This is a genomic window from Providencia manganoxydans, from assembly GCF_016618195.1.
Lineage (GTDB): Bacteria > Pseudomonadota > Gammaproteobacteria > Enterobacterales > Enterobacteriaceae > Providencia > Providencia manganoxydans.
Genome location: NZ_CP067099.1, coordinates 1,524,208 through 1,543,033, shown reverse-complemented (window position 1 = coordinate 1,543,033; position 18,826 = coordinate 1,524,208). Strand labels below are relative to the sequence as shown.

At 40.4% G+C, this 18,826-nt stretch carries 14 protein-coding genes; 5 read left to right on the top strand and 9 right to left on the bottom strand.

Features of this window, described 5'->3' with window-relative positions:
* Positions 1-5 precede the first annotated feature (5 nt).
* Positions 6-1,454: a bifunctional 2-methylcitrate dehydratase/aconitate hydratase gene (locus JI723_RS06660; protein WP_337979855.1), complete on the top strand. Its 1,449-nt coding sequence runs from the start codon at positions 6-8 to the stop codon at positions 1,452-1,454.
* 41 nt (positions 1,455-1,495) lie between these two features.
* Here the strand turns inward: JI723_RS06660 and JI723_RS06655 are convergent, their stop codons facing one another.
* The 6 genes from JI723_RS06655 to JI723_RS06630 all read right to left on the bottom strand — a co-directional run bounded on the left by JI723_RS06655 (position 1,496) and on the right by JI723_RS06630 (position 8,049).
* On the bottom strand, positions 1,496-2,497 hold the full coding sequence (locus tag JI723_RS06655; RefSeq protein ID WP_283125671.1) for a substrate-binding domain-containing protein: 1,002 nt from the start codon (positions 2,495-2,497) through the stop codon (positions 1,496-1,498).
* A 49-nt stretch (positions 2,498-2,546) separates the two neighbouring features.
* The gene (gene galM, locus JI723_RS06650; protein WP_272581244.1) at positions 2,547-3,587 is read right to left on the bottom strand and encodes a galactose-1-epimerase; all 1,041 of its coding nucleotides are present in this window, start codon (positions 3,585-3,587) and stop codon (positions 2,547-2,549) included.
* A 10-nt stretch (positions 3,588-3,597) separates the two neighbouring features.
* Positions 3,598-4,773: a galactokinase gene (gene galK / locus JI723_RS06645; protein WP_272581245.1), complete on the bottom strand. Its 1,176-nt coding sequence runs from the start codon at positions 4,771-4,773 to the stop codon at positions 3,598-3,600.
* Positions 4,774-4,800: 27 nt separating this feature from the next.
* Positions 4,801-5,859 carry a UDP-glucose--hexose-1-phosphate uridylyltransferase gene (locus JI723_RS06640; protein ID WP_272581246.1) on the bottom strand — a complete coding sequence of 353 codons (1,059 nt, stop codon included), beginning with the start codon at positions 5,857-5,859 and terminating at the stop codon, positions 4,801-4,803.
* 14 nt (positions 5,860-5,873) lie between these two features.
* A complete protein-coding gene (galE, locus tag JI723_RS06635) occupies positions 5,874-6,902 on the bottom strand; it encodes a UDP-glucose 4-epimerase GalE (protein ID WP_272581247.1) in 1,029 nt (342 codons plus the stop codon).
* Positions 6,903-7,119: 217 nt separating this feature from the next.
* A complete protein-coding gene (locus JI723_RS06630; RefSeq protein WP_070928752.1) occupies positions 7,120-8,049 on the bottom strand; it encodes a cation diffusion facilitator family transporter in 930 nt (309 codons plus the stop codon).
* A 557-nt stretch (positions 8,050-8,606) separates the two neighbouring features.
* On the opposite strand from JI723_RS06630, the gene JI723_RS06625 reads away from it, so the two are divergent.
* A complete protein-coding gene (locus JI723_RS06625) occupies positions 8,607-9,044 on the top strand; it encodes a universal stress protein (RefSeq protein WP_070928750.1) in 438 nt (145 codons plus the stop codon).
* Positions 9,045-9,088: 44 nt separating this feature from the next.
* Here the strand turns inward: JI723_RS06625 and eco are convergent, their stop codons facing one another.
* A complete protein-coding gene (gene eco / locus JI723_RS06620; RefSeq protein ID WP_070928748.1) occupies positions 9,089-9,565 on the bottom strand; it encodes a serine protease inhibitor ecotin in 477 nt (158 codons plus the stop codon).
* A gap of 279 nt (positions 9,566-9,844) precedes the next feature.
* Here eco and JI723_RS06615 point away from each other — a divergent pair, with 279 nt between their 5' ends.
* The 3 genes from JI723_RS06615 to JI723_RS06605 all read left to right on the top strand — a co-directional run bounded on the left by JI723_RS06615 (position 9,845) and on the right by JI723_RS06605 (position 12,412).
* Positions 9,845-10,063: a DUF465 domain-containing protein gene (locus tag JI723_RS06615; RefSeq protein ID WP_140183047.1), complete on the top strand. Its 219-nt coding sequence runs from the start codon at positions 9,845-9,847 to the stop codon at positions 10,061-10,063.
* A gap of 244 nt (positions 10,064-10,307) precedes the next feature.
* Complete coding sequence (locus JI723_RS06610; protein WP_272581248.1) at positions 10,308-10,670, top strand: nitrous oxide-stimulated promoter family protein; 363 nt, start codon at positions 10,308-10,310, stop codon at positions 10,668-10,670.
* A gap of 917 nt (positions 10,671-11,587) precedes the next feature.
* Positions 11,588-12,412: a helix-turn-helix transcriptional regulator gene (locus JI723_RS06605; RefSeq protein WP_337979854.1), complete on the top strand. Its 825-nt coding sequence runs from the start codon at positions 11,588-11,590 to the stop codon at positions 12,410-12,412.
* A 225-nt stretch (positions 12,413-12,637) separates the two neighbouring features.
* Here JI723_RS06605 and JI723_RS06600 read toward each other — a convergent pair whose 3' ends face one another.
* Together JI723_RS06600 and JI723_RS06595 are read right to left on the bottom strand one after the other, a co-directional pair.
* The gene (locus JI723_RS06600) at positions 12,638-18,223 is read right to left on the bottom strand and encodes a hypothetical protein (protein ID WP_337979853.1); all 5,586 of its coding nucleotides are present in this window, start codon (positions 18,221-18,223) and stop codon (positions 12,638-12,640) included.
* The gene (locus tag JI723_RS06595; RefSeq protein ID WP_070925314.1) at positions 18,220-18,765 is read right to left on the bottom strand and encodes a hypothetical protein; all 546 of its coding nucleotides are present in this window, start codon (positions 18,763-18,765) and stop codon (positions 18,220-18,222) included. Before JI723_RS06595 ends, JI723_RS06600 begins: the two co-directional genes overlap by 4 nt.
* Positions 18,766-18,826: the final 61 nt, after the last annotated feature.

The window sequence follows — 18,826 nt, the reverse complement described above, 5'->3', positions numbered from 1 at the left end:
TATCAATGACCACAATTACCCCTGTACCTCAAGAGTTTGATAAAGTGATTAGTGATATCGTCGATTACGTCACTGAATACCCGATTATTTCTGACTTGGCTTATGAGACTGCCTATTACTGCTTCTTAGATACCCTTGGCTGCGGTATGGAATCACTTGAATACCCCGCATGTAAAAAACTATTAGGGCCTATTATCCAAGGAACCATTGTTCCCAATGGTACGAAAGTACCTGGAACGCATTTCCAGCTTGACCCTGTTCAGGCTGCGTTCAATATTGGTACGATGATCCGTTGGCTAGATTTCAATGACACATGGCTTGCTGCTGAATGGGGGCACCCTTCGGATAACCTAGGGGGTATTTTAGCCGTTGCAGATTGGCTATCACGAGACGCTATCGCAAAGGGCAAAACACCGATAACCATAAAACATGTGCTTACCGCGATGATCAAAGCGCATGAAATCCAAGGCTGTATTGCATTAGAAAATGCCTTCAATAAAGTCGGACTCGACCATGTGATCTTAGTGAAAGTCGCTTCAACCGCCGTTGTTGCACAGCTGCTCGGTCTTAATCGTGAAGAAATTTTAAATGCCGTCTCACTGGCTTGGGTGGATGGGCACAGTTTACGCACTTATCGACACGCACCAAATACAGGTTCTCGTAAGTCATGGGCTGCTGGGGATGCTACATCAAGAGCAGTACGATTAGCCTTAATGGCGCAAAAAGGCGAAATGGGCTATCCAACGGCATTAACCGCAAAAACGTGGGGCTTTTACGATAGCTTATTTAATGGCCAAGAATTTCGTTTCCAGCGCGCTTATGGCTCTTATGTCATGGAAAATGTGTTATTTAAAATTTCATTTCCTGCGGAGTTCCATGCACAAACAGCCGTAGAAGCTGCGTTACAATTGCATGAAAAATTAAAATCATTAGATAAAAGTGCCGATGATATTGAAAGTGTTTCCATTCGTACTCACGAAGCTTGTGTGCGTATTATCGATAAACAAGGGCCTCTTAATAACCCTGCCGATCGCGATCACTGCATTCAATACATGGTTGCTGTGCCATTAATTTTTGGTCGCTTAACCGCTGCTGATTATGAAGACAATATCGCCAATGACCCACGTATTGACCTATTGCGTGACAAAATTGTTTGCCGTGAGGAAACACGTTTTACTCAGGATTATCACGACCCAGAAAAACGCTCAATTGCCAATGGGTTAACCATTAAATTAAAAGATGGCACGGTGCTTGATGAAGTGCTCATCGAATATCCTGTCGGCCATAAACGTCGCCGCAAAGAAGGAATTCCACTGTTACTCAAAAAATACCGCACCAATCTTGCCCGTCAATTTCCACAAACCCAGCAATTGCGCATTCTTTCAGCTTCATTAGATAAACCATTGCTTGAAGCTATGCCTGTCAGTGAATTTATTGATTTATGGGTGATTTAATCGCTTTTGGGAGTCAAACGACTCCCAAAACAACTCAATCACTATTTCAGTGAGCGTACTGAATGACGTTGAACCAATGTCGGTGAGTATACTAAGCCACTCGCCTTCATTGGCGCTTGGCGTGCTAACGATAAGGATAACTCAGTCGCGGTTTCAGCCATCATTTGAATAGGATAGCGGATAGTCGTTAAACGAGGGTGAATATAGCGGGCAATTAACACATCATCAAAGCCAATGACTGAAATCTGTTCTGGCGACAGAATATTATTTTCATCAAGAACAGCGAGCGCCCCCGCAGCCATAAAATCGTTATAGCTAACTACCGCAGTGATTTCTAACGATTTAGTGAGTAGATTGGTCATTGCCTGCTCACCCCCTTCTCCATAAGGTACGCCATACTCAATATAGCTATCGGGTAGTGTGATCGCATGCTGCTTGAGTGCATCACGGTACCCTTGTAACCGCTGCTCAACATCTTCAATATTATGATTTGATGAAATATAAGCGATTTTAGTATGTCCATGGCGAATTAAATGCTCAGTGGCAATATAAGCACCTTTATAGTTATTCAACGAAATACATCTGCCAGCAATTGCATCAATATGTCGATTGATCAACACCATACAAGGGACTTCTTCCGCAAATTCAATCAGCTCGTCATCAGATAATGCTTTCGAGTGGATCACCAAACCATCGCAGCGATTATTAATCAAGAGTTCAATAGATTGACGTTCTTCCTGTGCCGTATGATAACCATTACAAATTAATATATGTTTACCATTTTTATGGGCAACAGCATCAACCGCTTTGACCATGGTGCCAAAAAAAGGATCGGAAACATCATTCACGAGTACCCCAATGGTATCAGAGCTCTGGCTCACCAATGCACGTGCCGCAGCATTTGGACGATAACCGAGTTTATCCATAGCACTCTTAACGCAAGCAATTGACGCTTTGCTCGCCTTAGGTGATTGGTTGATCACTCGGGAGACTGTCGCTACAGATACCCCCGCTTCTCTCGCTACATCTTTAATTGTCGCCATCCGTTTCCTCTACATACATCCAACAAGCACATTCAACAACCAATTACGGTCAAAAACTAAATTGGTAACTGGTTTTCTGATGATAAACTTGGTTTGGCTGAGATACACCATTGTACTGTTCCCCCCATTCAGGGTGATTGACAGCATCGGGAGGAAATTGAGTTTCAAGAGCAATGCCGGAAAATGGGGTGTAATAACGCGATTTTCCCGGAACCGAAATCAAATAGTTCCCTGTATAAATCTGCATTGATGGCATGGTTGTCGCAATATCCATCCTGACATCACCATCCGGAGAAAAAACGGATGCCACGATTTTTTCACCATCAGTGAGTTCAGGATCGAATATCATCGCATGGTCGTAACCACCTGCTGCTTTTTGGTCATCATCTTGCAAAAAATCATAACCAATACGTTTTTTACGCCGAAAATCAAAAAAAGTGTCCGTTACGTCACGCCATTCCCCTGTTGGGATCCCATTCTTGTCGGTCGGTAAATAGTGTGTCGCAGCTAGCTGTAAATCGTGCTCTAGTGCGGTTTTAACCGAATCTTCACCCGCTAAATTAAAATAGGCGTGATTTGTTAGATTTACAGGACACCGTTTGCTGACTTGGGTACGGTAATCAATAATGACTTTGTTTTCATCGGTGAGAATATAGCGAACTTCAGCTTGCAGTTCTCCAGGGAAACCTTGATCACCATCATCAGAGGTCAATGAAAAAATAGCCTCTTGTTGATTAACTTGAGTCACTCGCCAAACACGATAACTAAAGTTATCCTCACCGCCATGCAAGCAGTGCTCACCTTGATTAGTCGTCAATGTATATTGGCGGCCATCTAGGCTAAAGCGACCATTAGCGATACGGTTTGCGACTCGGCCCACCGTTGCGCCGAGATAAACGCCCTGAACCATCTGTGCTGCCATATTTGGCGAACCAAGTAGAACATCGCGTTTCCCATTCGGCATAGGCAGTATGCAGCTAATCCAGCTAGCCCCCAAGGTCGACAGCAAAATTTTCATTCCATTGCTGTTGGTAAGCGCGATCACTTTTGAAGCGCGTGCTACATACCCCAGGTCTTTTGATAACTGCATATTTATCTCTCTACTTGGATGTCTTGTTAATTACACCAGCCCCATCACTTGGCTGGCAAACATAAATATCGGCTTTTAAACCTGTTAAGGCTGAATATTGTTGCTCAACCGCATTGACTACCGCTCCAACAATTTGCCGCTTCATAAGCGCAACAATACAGCCACCAAAGCCGCCACCTGTCATACGGACACCGCCTTGTGCACCGAGTACTGATTTTACAATATCAACCAAAGTATCAATCTCTTTTACTGTGATTTCAAAATCATCACGCATAGAAATATGAGATTGCTCCATTAGTGCACTGAGTCGTGGCAAATTATTTTCTGTTAATGCTTGCGCTGCCGCAAGTGTTCGCTCATTTTCACTGATAACATGTTTAGCACGCTTAGCGACTACAGGTTCCAATTGATGTTGTTTTTGTTCAAACTGAGACATCGTGACATCACGTAGCGCTTTAACCCCAAATTGTTGAGCTGCACTTTCACATTGCTGGCGGCGAATATTATACTCACTATCAACTAATCCACGCTGCTTATTTGAATTAATGATCATAACAACAAGATCATCAGGAATAGGGATTGATGACAGCTCTAAGCTGCGACAGTCAATTAATAAGGCATGTCCTTCATCACCACAAGCTGAAATTAACTGATCCATAATACCGCAATTACAGCCAACAAATTGGTTTTCCGCTTGTTGTCCATTTAAAGCAATCTCTTGCTGGCTAATCTCTAATTGATACAGCTCTTTAATTGTTTGACCAATAACCACTTCTAACGACGCAGAAGAACTCAGGCCAGCACCTTGGGGAACATTACCGCTAACCGCAATGTCACATCCAGAGAAGTGATACCCCCTCGCCAATAAAAATTTCACCACACCGCGAACATAATTTGCCCACATTTTCCCCGGTAAAAATGGAATTTCGCTGTCGAGGCTAAATTCATCAATATCATTGTCATAATCAGCAGCCACAACTCGAATTAATTGGTCATTTCTTTTTTTTGCTGCTGTTATCGTTTGATAATCAATTGCACAGGGTAAAACAAAGCCATCGTTATAATCAGTATGTTCACCAATGATATTGACGCGCCCCGGTGCTTGCACATAAAGCTCAGGTTGATCATTAAAGCCTTTAATAAAAGCATCGGTCACTTTGTGTTGAAGAAGTTCACTATTGTTCATAAAAACAGCCTCTTAGTAAAAATAAACTTATTTGCTCATATGCTTATAGTGAATATCACTGACTGCCCGTAGCTTTTCAGCAGCCTGTTCAGGTGTGAGATCACGTTGGGTTTCCGCTAGCATCTCATAGCCAACCATAAACTTTTTGACGGTTGCTGAGCGCAGTAGCGGTGGATAAAACAATGCATGAAGCTGCCAATGATCAATATTTTGTTCGTTAGCAAAAAATGGTGCAAAGTGCCAGCCCATTGAATAAGGAAATGCACAATTAAATAAATTGTCGTAGCGGCAAGTTAACTTTTTCAATGCAATACTAAGATCGGCACAAACTGCCTCATTCATCTCCCCCATGCGCCTGATAGGCTCTTTTGGCATCAACATGGTTTCAAAAGGCCAAGCCGCCCAATAAGGGACCACGGCAAGCCAATGTTCAGTTTCAACTACCGTTCTAGCACCATCATTCAATTCTGCCTGTGCATAATCCAGCAGCAAATTACTTGCGTGTTGCTGATAGTATTGGCGTAAATGTTGGTCTTTACGGGCAATTTCATTTGGTAAAAAATCACTCGCCCAAATTTGTCCATGTGGATGAGGCTGCGAACACCCCATCACCTCACCTTTATTTTCAAAAACCTGTACCCAAAGAAAACGCTGACTGAGTTCATCAATTTGTTGCTGCCAAGTTTCGATAACCAATCCAATTTGCTCCGCCGATAATTCAGGTAATGTTTTGCTGTGGTCAGGCGAAAAACAGATCACACGGCTGAGACCACTGACCGCTTGTGCTTGAAATAATGCCGATTGTTTTGCCGGTTGCCCACATGCGTCAGGTAATAATGCAGAGTAATCATTTTGAAAAACATAGGTTCCCTGATAATCGGGATTACTATCACCTGAAACTCGATGGTTAGTAGGACAAAGAAAACAGTGTTCATCATAGCTAGGGAGCTGTTTAATCTCTGTTTTTTCATCTTGCCCACTCCAAGGGCGTTTAGCACGATGGGGCGATACGAGTACCCATTGCCCTGTTAAAGGGTTATAGCGACGATGAGGACAATCTGAAGGGTTAAATTGAAGTTTATCCATGATATTATTCCCTATTATCGTGTTTCATAACCATTAGGGTTATTGGACTGCCAGCGCCATACATCAATCGCCATATCATCAATCGTGCGGCTCGCACGCCAGCCTAATTCACGTTGTGCTTTCTCTGACGTTGACCAATATTCTGCAATATCCCCAGACCGACGAGGCATTATTTGATACGGGATCGCCCTTCCAGCAGCCTTTTCAAAAGCCTCTAGGACTTCAAACACACTGGTTCCTTTACCTGTACCAAGGTTATAGATATGCAACCCTGCTTGTGGGCTAACTGATTTAAGAGCAGCAACGTGACCATCTGCTAAATCCATCACATGAATATAATCACGTACACCAGTGCCATCCACGGTAGGGTAATCGTTTCCATAAATAGATAGTTTTTCACGACGACCAACAGCAACTTGCGCAATATAAGGGGTTAAATTGTTTGGTATACCTTGAGGATCTTCCCCCATAGTGCCTGATGGGTGGGCTCCGACTGGGTTAAAGTAGCGTAACAATGTCACTGACCAGTTAGGTTGTGAAGTGAATAAATCAGATAAACAACGCTCAACCATGTACTTACTTGTACCATAGGGGCTTTGCGTATTACCTGTAGGGAAGCTTTCGGTGATAGGTACAGAATTGGGTTCACCATAAACAGTGGCAGATGAACTAAAAATAATTCGAGTAACCCCCGCCTGTTGCATACACCTAGCCAAAACTAGTGTACCATTGACATTAACATCATAATATTCAATGGGTTTTTCAACTGATTCACCTACCGCTTTTAAACCCGCAAAATGGATCACTGCGTTGATTTTATGTTCAGCAAAAATGCGATTAACAAATGCTTCATCACGCACATCACCTTGATAAAATACAGGTCGATAGCCCGTTAGCTTCTCAATACGGTTAAGTACTTCTGTTTTAGCATTACAGAGATTATCAATAATGATTGGGGTAAATCCTGCATGGATCATTTGTACGCAGGTATGACTACCAATGTATCCCATGCCGCCTGTTACCAACACTTTTGTTTGTTGCATTATTTACCCCTGAGTCAATTTGAGTGGCTAAATCGATTTTAGGGAGTATAGCAATCAGACAACATAACAATCTGTGATCGATCTCGCGTTAGTGTAAACGTTTACACAAAACTCCATAAACTCATCGATTGAGAATAAATTCAGTAAAAATTGGAAAATAAGTACAGCGACCAGAAATCAAAAAATTTCTAGCCGCTATTATTGAAAGGAAATGGCTTTAATGCGTGCACTCTTCATCGTATGGATCTAAATGGGTCATCACATTGAGGATTTGTGGATTTTCCATCAACTTATCTCGAACATTCACAGCAATATCATGTCCCATCATAATGGACATATCACCATCGACTTCAAGATGTACATCAACTAAATAAAAATCACCTGATTTGCGTGTTTTCAAATCATGAAAACCTTTTATATCTTCAATATTTTCTAGCACATTACGAATTTCTTGTAAGGTTTCTTCATCGGCCCCTTTATCCATCAGATCTTGCATTGACTGATTGGTAAATTTATAACCCATCCGAAAAACAAATGTCCCTACAATGAGTGCAGCAATCGGGTCAAATATCTTAAATCCACATAAACTACCAATAATACCAATGGCAACCACCAATGAGGATGCAGCATCAGAACGTGCATGCCATGCATTAGCTACTAACATGCTTGAGTTAACTCTATTTGCCACCCGCAACATATAACGGAACAGCCCTTCCTTAGCAGCCAATGCAATTAATGCCGCCACTAGAGCAATAAAATGAACCTCCTGAATTAATTCAGGATTAAGCATTTTTTGGATTGCAGACCAAACCATGCCAACACCGACAATTAATAAAATAATTCCCAAGATCAACGATGCACCATTCTCATAACGAAAATGACCATAAGGGTGATCTTCATCGGGTTTTTTATGACTTTTTTTGTTAGCAATTAAAACAACAAAATCAGCAATAAGATCAGATAATGTATGAATACCATCGGCAATTAAGCCTTGAGAGTGTGAAATGACCCCAATAATAATCTGCCATATTGAAAGGAGTAAATTAACAATCACGCTAATTAAAGTGCTTTTTTTGGCAGCATGAAACTTTTCTTCTTGCAGGCTAAGCTCATTACTTGTTGTATTTGATAGGTTATTTTTATCCATAATATATATTCTTAATGAAAAACAAAACAATTATCATTCAAATAGACTTTAAAAATCAATTAATTACAAAAACAAAGTAAATGATCTCATAATATAAAAGAAAAGTCTTGTTATTTAATTGTAGATTATTATGTTAACTGATAATGATTATTTCTTATATTTTGATATAGATTAGAATAACAAAAAAAGATTAATTCTTATTTTGATTAGACGCGTTTCAAAATAGTAAACACCTATACTCTAAATAATTCGAGTTGCAGGTAAGCGACAAGCGAAGATAGTCGGGGAGCATAGATAGACTATATGTCTCAGCTAGTTGAGTGTAGTCACTTATACCTTAACAAAAGCCCTGCAACTTGAAGGATGACGAGTATATACTAAATTCACTTATAGCTGATATACTGAGGCAAATTCACATGTACTCTAAATAATTCAAGTTACAGCTAAGTAAACAACGACTGAGTCACTTGCAACATAGAAAACGCTGTAACTCGTGCACATACTTTAACGCAAGATGCTGTAATTTGATGTATAGCGAGTATATTAATGAGGTGGTTATGCATAATAAAATTTTAGTCCCTATTGACCTATTAGAAGACACTCTTAATCCACAAATCATCAAACATGTTGAAGAACTAGCAAAATTGGGTTCCCCTGAAATTCATTTTCTATCTGTCATTCCAAGTGCAGAACTCTTTTTTGGTATTGAAGTTACAATCCTGCCAGAAAGCCATAAAAATTCAGCAGAACGTTCAACATTGGCACTGAGAGCTTTAGAAGAAGTGATCAAAGACATTAAAGTTCCAGACGATAAGATTGTCTGCAAAGTGGGAATTGGTTCAGCAAAAGATGAAATCCTCAGCTATGCTGAAGATATTGATGCAAGTTTAATTGTGATCGGCTCACATCGACCAAGCACTTCAACCTATTTATTAGGTTCAACGGCTTCAACAATTGTGCGTCACGCTAAAACATCTGTATTGGTGATCAGATAATTAGATATTAAAAAGTGCCACACAAAGTGGCACTTCTAGTTCAATTATTTTGTTACAGAATTCTGTAGCTGATCGTCAGTTGACCAAATACGGTATTTAACATCCATATCTTTTGGGGCATAAACGACGATTGGTAATTTGCTGTTATAACGAACAAATGCATCATCACCTAATTGGGTAGTTACAAAACGATCTTTCGCAGGTTCGGAACACCCCATCATGGTTGAAGCAGGTCCTTTAACATCTTCTAGCTTATAGTAGTTGTAACCCCAACCTTCTAAGGTTTTTTCTTCTAACTCACCCATAAACCATTGATGGTTACAGTCTGCTTTGATTGTTTTACCAATCACCAATTCAACTTGAAAATTGTTTTCATTCGGCTTTTCAGCCAATTGGATCACATGACGAGTCATGCCTTTATCTGCTTTAGGATAAGGTGCGATCTTTTCCAATTCCCCAGTTGCCATTGCGCAAGAAGAAACTAATGCTACAGCCATTACAGACAAAATCGCTCTTTTCATTATAAAATCCTATTAAGTGCAACAAAGTTAATCAGAAAAATAAATAACTTCCTATAGAATAAGTTAAAAATACTGCTTTTTACATCATAGATAATTCTTAATTTCAAAATTACGTAAAAACACTCAAAAAAACTATTTGAAGTTAAGTCATCATAACTAATTTTAGTATAGTGATCATAAATCAGATAAAAAATATGTAAATTCCATTTCGTTCTAATGCACAAATTATGTGCAGGGCTTATACTGACATTGAGGCTTAATACATTCTGAGGAGGTAGTATGTTATCTACAGATCAAGATTTAGTTTCAAAGTTAGTATCAACACATCCCCGTTTTCAAAACCTTTATGAAAAACACCATCAGCTCGATAAAGAAATCAGTAAGCTAGAAGGCCCTTCAGGCGCAGGCTATAATGAGCAAGTTGTTAAACTGAAAAAAGAAAAATTGCATCTAAAAGACGAAATGCAAAAAATAATGCAATCAGCAAGTAAAGGTTAGCAATCCATTTACTAGGTAATCATCTGGTTACATAATTCATTTGTTGCATGATTGGTTTATTTGTAACATAAAATTCACATATATTATGTCAGAGTATTTTACCTAGATTAATAGCGTTAGTTATCATGGCATAAGTCTCCACTTATGCCATTTTACATTTGATATGAATAAATCAACTCTTTCTATCCTTCCAAATAAGTTGTATATTAAATGTATCTTATATATCTCTTTATCGGATAGCAAAATGGCCGGCAAACGAATACAAAGAGAAATTAAAACAATCGAAAAAATGATCCTTATCTATGAGAAGTCACATCCTGCAACAATAGACTTCCCTGACCAATATCAACAATTGTATAAATACGCCATTAATCGCCTTGAAAAATGCCGTTACGGAGAGAATAAACCTGCGTGTAAACAATGTCCTATACATTGTTATCAACCTAAAATGCGTGAGCAAATGAAAGTGGTGATGCGCTGGTCTGGTCCAAAAATGTTACTTCGCCATCCTATATTAGCAATACGCCATTTATTAGATGATAGAAGGCCGCTCCCTGAACTTCCGCAAAAACAACAAAAAACAAACTCATCATCGAAGAAAAATTAACCATTTATTCTGTACTATTAATTCTTAAATTCAGTTTATTTATCTCATAACACTATGCAAACAAATGCACATAATCATTATGTTGGCTGATAATTAACCATTAAGTAATATTTAAAATATTAATTTACTATATTGCTCAGATAGTATTGATTTCTCTATATATATTTATCATTTTTAGTCAAAGAAAATCTTGTGTCTATAGGATATTTGTCATGAGTGCATTCTCTTGCATGGGCTAACTCAATCATGAATGACGTTTTTCTAAAAAGTAGTACCCCTCAATAACTAATAATTAAAATCTATGTATATTTATTCATTAAAAATGATAAGCACGGTAAATACACTCAATAAATAAGATGTATATCTCATAATTGAGCATTTAGCCGCACATAAATAAATTATTTTTATATTAACGATAAATTATTTTAATTAATACCATAGTTAACAAACACAAGCATTAATATTTTTAATAAACAATACTTTTTCCGATAATAATCACAATAAAAACCATACCTAAAATTTCCTGTAATATACGGAAAATGGTCAATTCCTGCGTTTAGATCAAAAAACCTCCTAATAGCAGAATTTTATTCATATCTATTTTGTACTCCCAAAGCACACTATTAAAAATTTATAACTATAAAAGTAATATTTTTAGTATATTAAAAATAAAAAAACACCAATAGGTCAATTAACAATCAATAAAAAGTCATTAATGCTAACAGATGGGGTTTGGAAATATTTATTAATATTTAGAATTAATCTGTGACACAAAAAAAGTCGCTTTATATAATTTCAATCAATCAGATAATACTGAATTTATATTTCATACACCCAAAATTATTCAGTATTTAATATTAACTTTTAATCAAAAGAGTCAACATTTAAGCAATGAAAATTAACATTTGGGACATATTATGCAAAATGATTATGATGTAACGAATCGGCGTATAAAAAAAATGATTATTAATAAAGGGAACCCACATTCAATTATTGAACAACCAACCAAAGGGCTGATAATTATTGAACGAGGCACGCTAGTATGGGAAAGCCCTACGGCAATAGAAACATTGAATACTGGTGATATTCTTTATCATAAACAGGGCTCTTATGCATTACAGATCCCTGATAATGGATCTGAATGTGAGTTTCTGTGGGTTTCATTAGAGGATCAGTTTTTACGTGAATTTATTAATCTCTATGGCAGCCATTTGAGTGAAATTGAACGTACCGATAATACTAGCCATGATGTGATTAGGTTTACAACGTCCACTATTATTGATGAATTGAAAAATAGTTTTAAAGCGATTGTTAATAAAGAATATCCACGCCTAATGGTAACATTGCGAATCTCTGAATTTTTGTTATTGCTGTCTTATAGCGAACAAGGTTCACAGCTATTGTCTAGTTTAAGGCAACTAAGTAATCGTCAAGCAGAACGTTTGCAAAATTTTATGGAGAATAATTTTTTAAAAGAATGGAAACTGACTGAGTTTGCAAAATCATTCGGTATGGGGTTAACGACTTTTAAAGAATTATTTAATAACGTTTATGCCACTTCACCACGTTCATGGATCAGCGAGAAAAGAATTATGTATGCACATCAATTATTGGTAAATACTCAGATGAGCATTGTCGAGATTTCAATGGAAGCGGGTTTTTCAAGCCAATCTTATTTTACACAAAGCTATCGTAAACGTTTTGGTTACACGCCGAGCAAATCGCGCACGCCATCTCAATAATGAGTTAATATATAATTCACTCAAGCGACACATGCCCTGTCAGTTGTAGACTTCTATATACTGGCAGAAAGGCAAATATCCCTCCTCTCTCTACAGTACTCTTCTTATACAAAAACGCCTTTTAAACAAGCTTAAACCAGCCCTAAGCACAACAATCTGTGATCATATAGACGAAAAAAAAGGCTGCTTACTTAATTCAGTAAACAACCTTTTTGATGCCACTAATTATTTTGCACTGATAATTCTCAGATCAATAATTGACATTGAATTAGGTGGTATTTGCCCTGGTATACCTTTCACACCATAACCACCTTCAGGTTTAATATAAACTTTAACCACACCACCCTCACCCGCTTTTTCAATAAATGAGTTAAGTGGTACAGGTAGTTCGCTATAAGGTAATGTAACAGGGTTTTTGTCGGTATACATTACAGTTACCGTTCCATCTGTTAGCTGCTCCCTCATAATAAATGTGATATTTTTATTTTTCACATTCGCAATAGGCTTACCTTTTTGTAAGATCTTATAGTAAGTAAAGCTATCCAACTTGCTATATTTTTGCTGGGTGATCTCAGCAATTATCTTCTGATTACGTTTATCGTTCTCTTGAGCTATTGCAGTCAGTTCTTTCTCTGTTGGTTGTTTCGCTACAGGCTTAACTGAAATCGGGCTACCCGAAGAAGTCGCTGACTTCGCTTTTAATTTGTCATTCTCATCTTGCAACTGCATAACCTTTTTATTGAGATCCATAATCTGCGATTTCAATGCTTCATCAGGTATAACAGACTTTTGTTTTTCCAGCTCAGACTGAAGCTTTTTCAACTGTTCTTTCGCAGTCGTCAACTCTTGCTGTAACTTAGTCTTATCTTCGAGCTGCTTTTTCAGTTGCTCCAACTCAGCACTCTGAGCTTTATATTGTGCATTGACTGAGGTTAATTTATCAGCATCAAGTTTCAATGCACTGATCAGTTTATTCGCCTCAGCTAATTGCTTATCAGATTCAGCGCTTTGTTTCGCTTTATTAGCTGCATCGCTTTCAAGACGCTTAACTTGCTGCTCGCGTTCTTTATTTTGCTTTTCTATTTCAGCTTTTTGAGCTTGTAACTGTTGCTGTACTTCTTTCAGCTCAGACTCTAACGCTTTCTTCTGCTCCACTTGGGCGGTTTGTGCAACTAGTGATGCCTGAAGCTTAATTGCTTGCAATTCATTGCTCTTTAACTTCTCTTGCAACTGCTGATTTTGCTGTGTCAGCTGTTTTGCCGCCGCATCTTGCTTCGCCAGTGCCTCTCGGGTCGCTTGGCTCTCCGCTTCCGCTTTTTGCAACGCCGCTTCTTTTTGCTTCAACTGAGCCACTTGCTGATCCAGATCAGCACTCAAGGCTTTTATCTGCTGATCAGTGGCTTGCGTCATCAACTGCTTCTGTTTCTCGATCTCTTTTTGCAGCTGTGCCACATCGCTATTGGCTTGCTTCAGTTGCACTTGTGCCGCGCTAAACGCTTTTTCGTTCTCGGTCAGTTTGGCTTGCAGCTGTTGTTGCGCCTGCTGGCTGTCGCCATACTGTTTTGTCAGCGCTTCCTGCGCCGCTTTTTGCGTCTGTAACTGCTGTTGCAGTGCCTTCAGCTCGGCTTCCACATTTTTCTTCTGCTCAGCTTGCGCTGTTTGTGCCGCCAAAGCAGTTTGTAGCTTGCTGGCCTGCTGCTCATGCTCTTTTAACTGAGCCAACAGCTGTTGGTTTTGCTGTGTCAGCTGTTTTGCCGCCGCATCTTGCTTCGCCAGTGCCTCTCGGGTCGCTTGGCTCTCCGCTTCCGCTTTTTGCAACGCCGCTTCTTTTTGCTTCAACTGAGCCACTTGCTGATCCAGATTGGCACTCAAGGCTTTTATCTGCTGATCGGAGGCTTGCGTCATCAACTGTTTCTGCTTCTCGATCTCTTTTTGCAGCTGCGCCACATCCCTATTGGCTTGCTTCAGCTGCGCTTGTGCCGCGCTAAACGCGTTTTCGTTCTCGGTCAGTTTGGCTTGCAGCTGTTGTTGCGCCTGCTGGCTGTCGCCATACTGTTTTGTCAGCGCTTCCTGCGCCGCTTTTTGCGTCTGTAACTGCTGTTGCAGTGCCTTCAGCTCGGCTTCCACATTTTTCTTCTGCTCAGCTTGCGCTGTTTGTGTCGCCAAAGCAGTTTGTAGCTTGCTGGCCTGCTGCTCATGCTCTTTTAATTGTGCCAACAGCTGTTGGTTTTGCTGTGCCAGCTGTTTTGCCGCCGCATCTTGCTTCGTCAGTGCCTCTCGGGTCGCTTGGCTCTCCGCTTCCGCTTTTTGCAACGCCGCTTCTTTTTGCTTCAATTGGGCCATTTGCTGATCCAGATCGGCACTCAAGGCTTTTATCTGCTGATCGGAGGCTTGCGTCATCAACTGTTTCTGCTTCTCGATCTCTTTTTGCAGCTGCGCCACATCGCTATTGGCTTGCTTCAGCTGCGCTTGTGCCGCGCTAAACGCGTTTTCGTTCTCGGTCAGTTTGGCTTGCAGCTGTTGTTGCGCCTGCTGGCTGTCGCCATACTGTTTTGTCAGCGCTTCCTGCGCCGCTTTTTGCGTCTGTAACTGCTGTTGCAGTGCCTTCAGCTCGGCTTCCACATTTTTCTTCTGCTCAGCTTGCGCTGTTTGTGCCGCCAAAGCAGTTTGTAGCTTGCTGGCCTGCTGCTCATGCTCTTTTAACTGAGCCAACAGCTGTTGGTTTTGCTGTGTCAGCTGTTTTGCCGCCGCATCTTGCTTCGCCAGTGCCTCTCGGGTCGCTTGGCTCTCTGCTTCCGCTTTTTGCAACGCCGCTTCTTTTTGCTTCAATTGAGCCATTTGATGATCCAGATCGGCACTCAAGGCTTTTATCTGCTGATCGGAGGCTTGCGTCATCAACTGCTTCTGTTTTTCGATCTCTTTTTGCAGCTGTGCCACATCGCTATTGGCTTGCTTCAGCTGCGCTTGTGCCGCGCTAAACGCGTTTTCGTTCTCGGTCAGTTTGGCTTGCAGCTGTTGTTGCGCCTGCTGGCTGTCGCCATACTGTTTTGTCACGGCCTCTTGCGCCGCTTTTTGCGTCTGTAACTGCTGTTGCAGAGCCTTCAGCTCGGCTTCCACATTTTTCTTCTGCTCGGCTTGCGCTGTTTGTGTCGCCAAGGCAGTTTGTAGCTTGCTGGCCTGCTGCTCATGCTCTTTTAATTGTGCCAACAGCTGTTGGTTTTGCTGTGCCAGCTGTTTTGCCGCCGCATCTTGCTTCGCCAGTGCCTCTCGGGTCGCTTGGCTCTCTGCTTCCGCTTTTTGCAACGCCGCTTCTTTTTGCTTCAATTGGGCCACTTGCTGATCCAGATCGGCACTCAAGGCTTTTATCTGCTGATCGGAGGCTTGCGTCATCAACTGCTTCTGTTTCTCGATCTCTTTTTGCAGCTGCGCCACATCGCTATTGGCTTGCTTCAGCTGCGCTTGTGCCGCGCTAAACGCTTTTTCGTTCTCGGCCAATTTGGCTTGCAGCTGTTGTTGCGCCTGCTGGCTGTCGCCATACTGTTTTGTCACGGCCTCTTGCGCCGCTTTTTGCGTCTGTAACTGCTGTTGCAGAGCCTTCAGCTCGGCTTCCACATTTTTCTTCTGCTCGGCTTGCGCTGTTTGTGTCGCCAAGGCAGTTTGTAGCTTGCTGGCCTGCTGCTCATGCTCTTTTAACTGAGCCAACAGTTGTTGGTTTTGCTGTGTCAGCTGTTTTGCCGCCGCATCTTGCTTCGCCAGAGCCTCTCGGGTCGCTTGGCTCTCCGCTTCCGCTTTTTGCAACGCCGCTTCTTTTTGCTTCAATTGAGCCACTTGCTGATCCAGATCAGCACTCAAGGCTTTTATCTGCTGATCAGTGGCTTGCGTCATCAACTGCTTCTGTTTCTCGATCTCTTTTTGCAGCTGTGCCACATCGCTATTGGCTTGCTTCAGTTGCGCTTGTGCCGCGCTAAACGCGTTTTCGTTCTCGGCCAGTTTGGCTTTCAGCTGTTGTTGCGCCTGCTGGCTGTCGCCATACTGTTTTGTCAGCGTCTCTTGTTCAGCTTTTTGCGTTTGAAGCTGCTGTTGAGCAATTTTTAATTTATCTTCTAACTGTTTTGCTGCTTCTTGCTGTTTTATAAGCTCATCGCGAGCTGATTGGCTCTCTGCTGCCATTTTTTGCGCAACATCTTGCTGCTGTTTTAATAAGGCAACTTGCTGATTAAGTTCCGCAGTCAATGATTTCACTTGCTCATCACTAGCTTGTGTCATCAATTTTTTCTGCTTTTCAATCTCATTTTGCAACTGTGCAACATCAGCAGTAGCTTGTTTCAGTTGTGCCTGTGCTTCAGTGTAATTCAGTTCACTTTGCGTCAGCTTTTCTTGCAGCTGTTGTTGAGTTCGTTGGCTCCCTTCATACTGTTTAACTAAAGCTTCTTGATCTATTTTTTGAGTTTGTAATTGCTGTTGAGCTGTTTTTAGATCATTTTCAAACGTTTTAGAAGCATCTTGCTGTTTAATTAATTCTGCTTGGAGGTCATTTTTCTGCTTCTCAGCTAATTGCAGAGCTTCTTCTTTTTGCTTCAGTAGTTCTTGTTGTTTATTTAGTGAAGCAGTCACTAATTTAACTTGTTCATCACTGTTTTTATTTAAGCGCTCAGCTTGCTCTTTTGCATCAGTCTCTAACTGAGTAATTTGTGCAGTCAATTGTTCAACTTGTTTTTGGGTATTCTCAAACTCTAATTTTGCTTGTTCAAGTTGTTTATCTTTTTCTGCTAATTGACTTTCAGCGACAGCTTGTGCTTTAACACTTTCACCGAGTTTTAACTCAAGTTGTTTAATGACTTGTTGAGCTTGCTCGTTTTGTAAAGTTAGAAGGTCTAAATTATTTTGTTTTTCAGTGATGGTATTTTTGGCTAACGATAATTCATCAGTCAGTAATACGATAGTTTCTTTATCATCTGTCGCTTTTAATTGTTTTTGCAATAAGGCAATTTGATTTTTATTTTCAGTTAGCTCGCTATTAATACGTTCTATTTCAAATTGTTTTTCAGCAATAGCATGGCTTAACTCTGCGACCGTCTTATTGTGTGCAATCAGTTTTTCAACTAACTGCCTATCTGTTAATAGCTGATGATAAGCAATTAACTGGCCTGCTCCCTGAGCAGCACCAAATTTAAATAAATGAGTTGCTTGCTGCTGAGCAAGTAGGTCAGCTAGCTGTTGCAAATAAGCGTCGTTGTCGGCTAATGATGATGCCGAGAACCGAGAGGAATAGAGCCCTAAAGGATCTAATACGATTTGGTATTTAGCAAAATCACGTGATAAATACTGCGGATGCCATTGCTTAGAATCAAATAAATATGGATAAGATGACAATAGCAAAGACTGGCGTGCTGAACCCGTTTGTTGCGCTACTGTGTTTTCTGGCATAGGACATTCAGACAAAGACACCATTGCCACTTCTTTTGGCATAGTGGGGTTTGGCGTCGTAACTTTTGGCTGAACCTGCTTATTCACGACTCTCTGCGTATTCGATGGCGTACGTACAGAGCCTTTTGCTTGCCCTGTATTTTTTTTACTTACCGCAGATTTTGATTTTTCTTTTGGCTCAGGAGCGAGCGGTAAAGATAAAAATGAATCATAACCTTGACCTTGAGTATTCAATGGCTTTTGTGGGACTTGTCCCTCCTGCTCTAATTGCAGGTATATATCGAAGTCATCAATGACATTATTAAAGCTATCCGACTTAGCAAACTGGCTAAAAGCAGCCGAAAAAATGGCCAAAGAGACACAAAGTCTTAGGTTAATTCTCATAATCCACTAATTTTTTCCAAAGTTGATTCGGTTGATAGAACTGAGTTATAACGCACTTTGGCACAAAGCACTTTTGTTTTAGCTTCTATTGCCATTTGTAATAATTCAATCGTATCTGGGCTCGCCGTTGAGGATACTTGTTTATAAAGTTGATTAATTTCACTGACTTCTTTAAATGAGCCAACTAAGCGGTTGTAATCTTTAGGTGACAAAGTTTTCAGTGCATTAAGTTCTTTAATACAAGTATTTAAATGTTGAAATGACTCTTTTCCATTTCCAGTATCATTTAAACTGGTTGCCGCTGTTTCCATAGGCTTGTTACTGATTGCTGTATTTAAAACTGCTTGCGAATCAGCATAAGCGTAATCCATTTGCTGCTGTTTAGGTGCAGGTGCAGCTACAGGCGCAGTAACGGGTGTAGTTGGAGTTGTAACTTGAGTTTTTTCTGTATTGTTCGTGTTATAGCCCAAAGAACAGCCAGAGAGCATCGCAGTCCCAGCTAAAAGCAAGGACGCAACAAAAAATTTATTGTTTGAGAACATATGGTTACCTTACCAGCACTTTTTCTTCGCTATTATAATGACATCCAAGAAACCTAGTGTA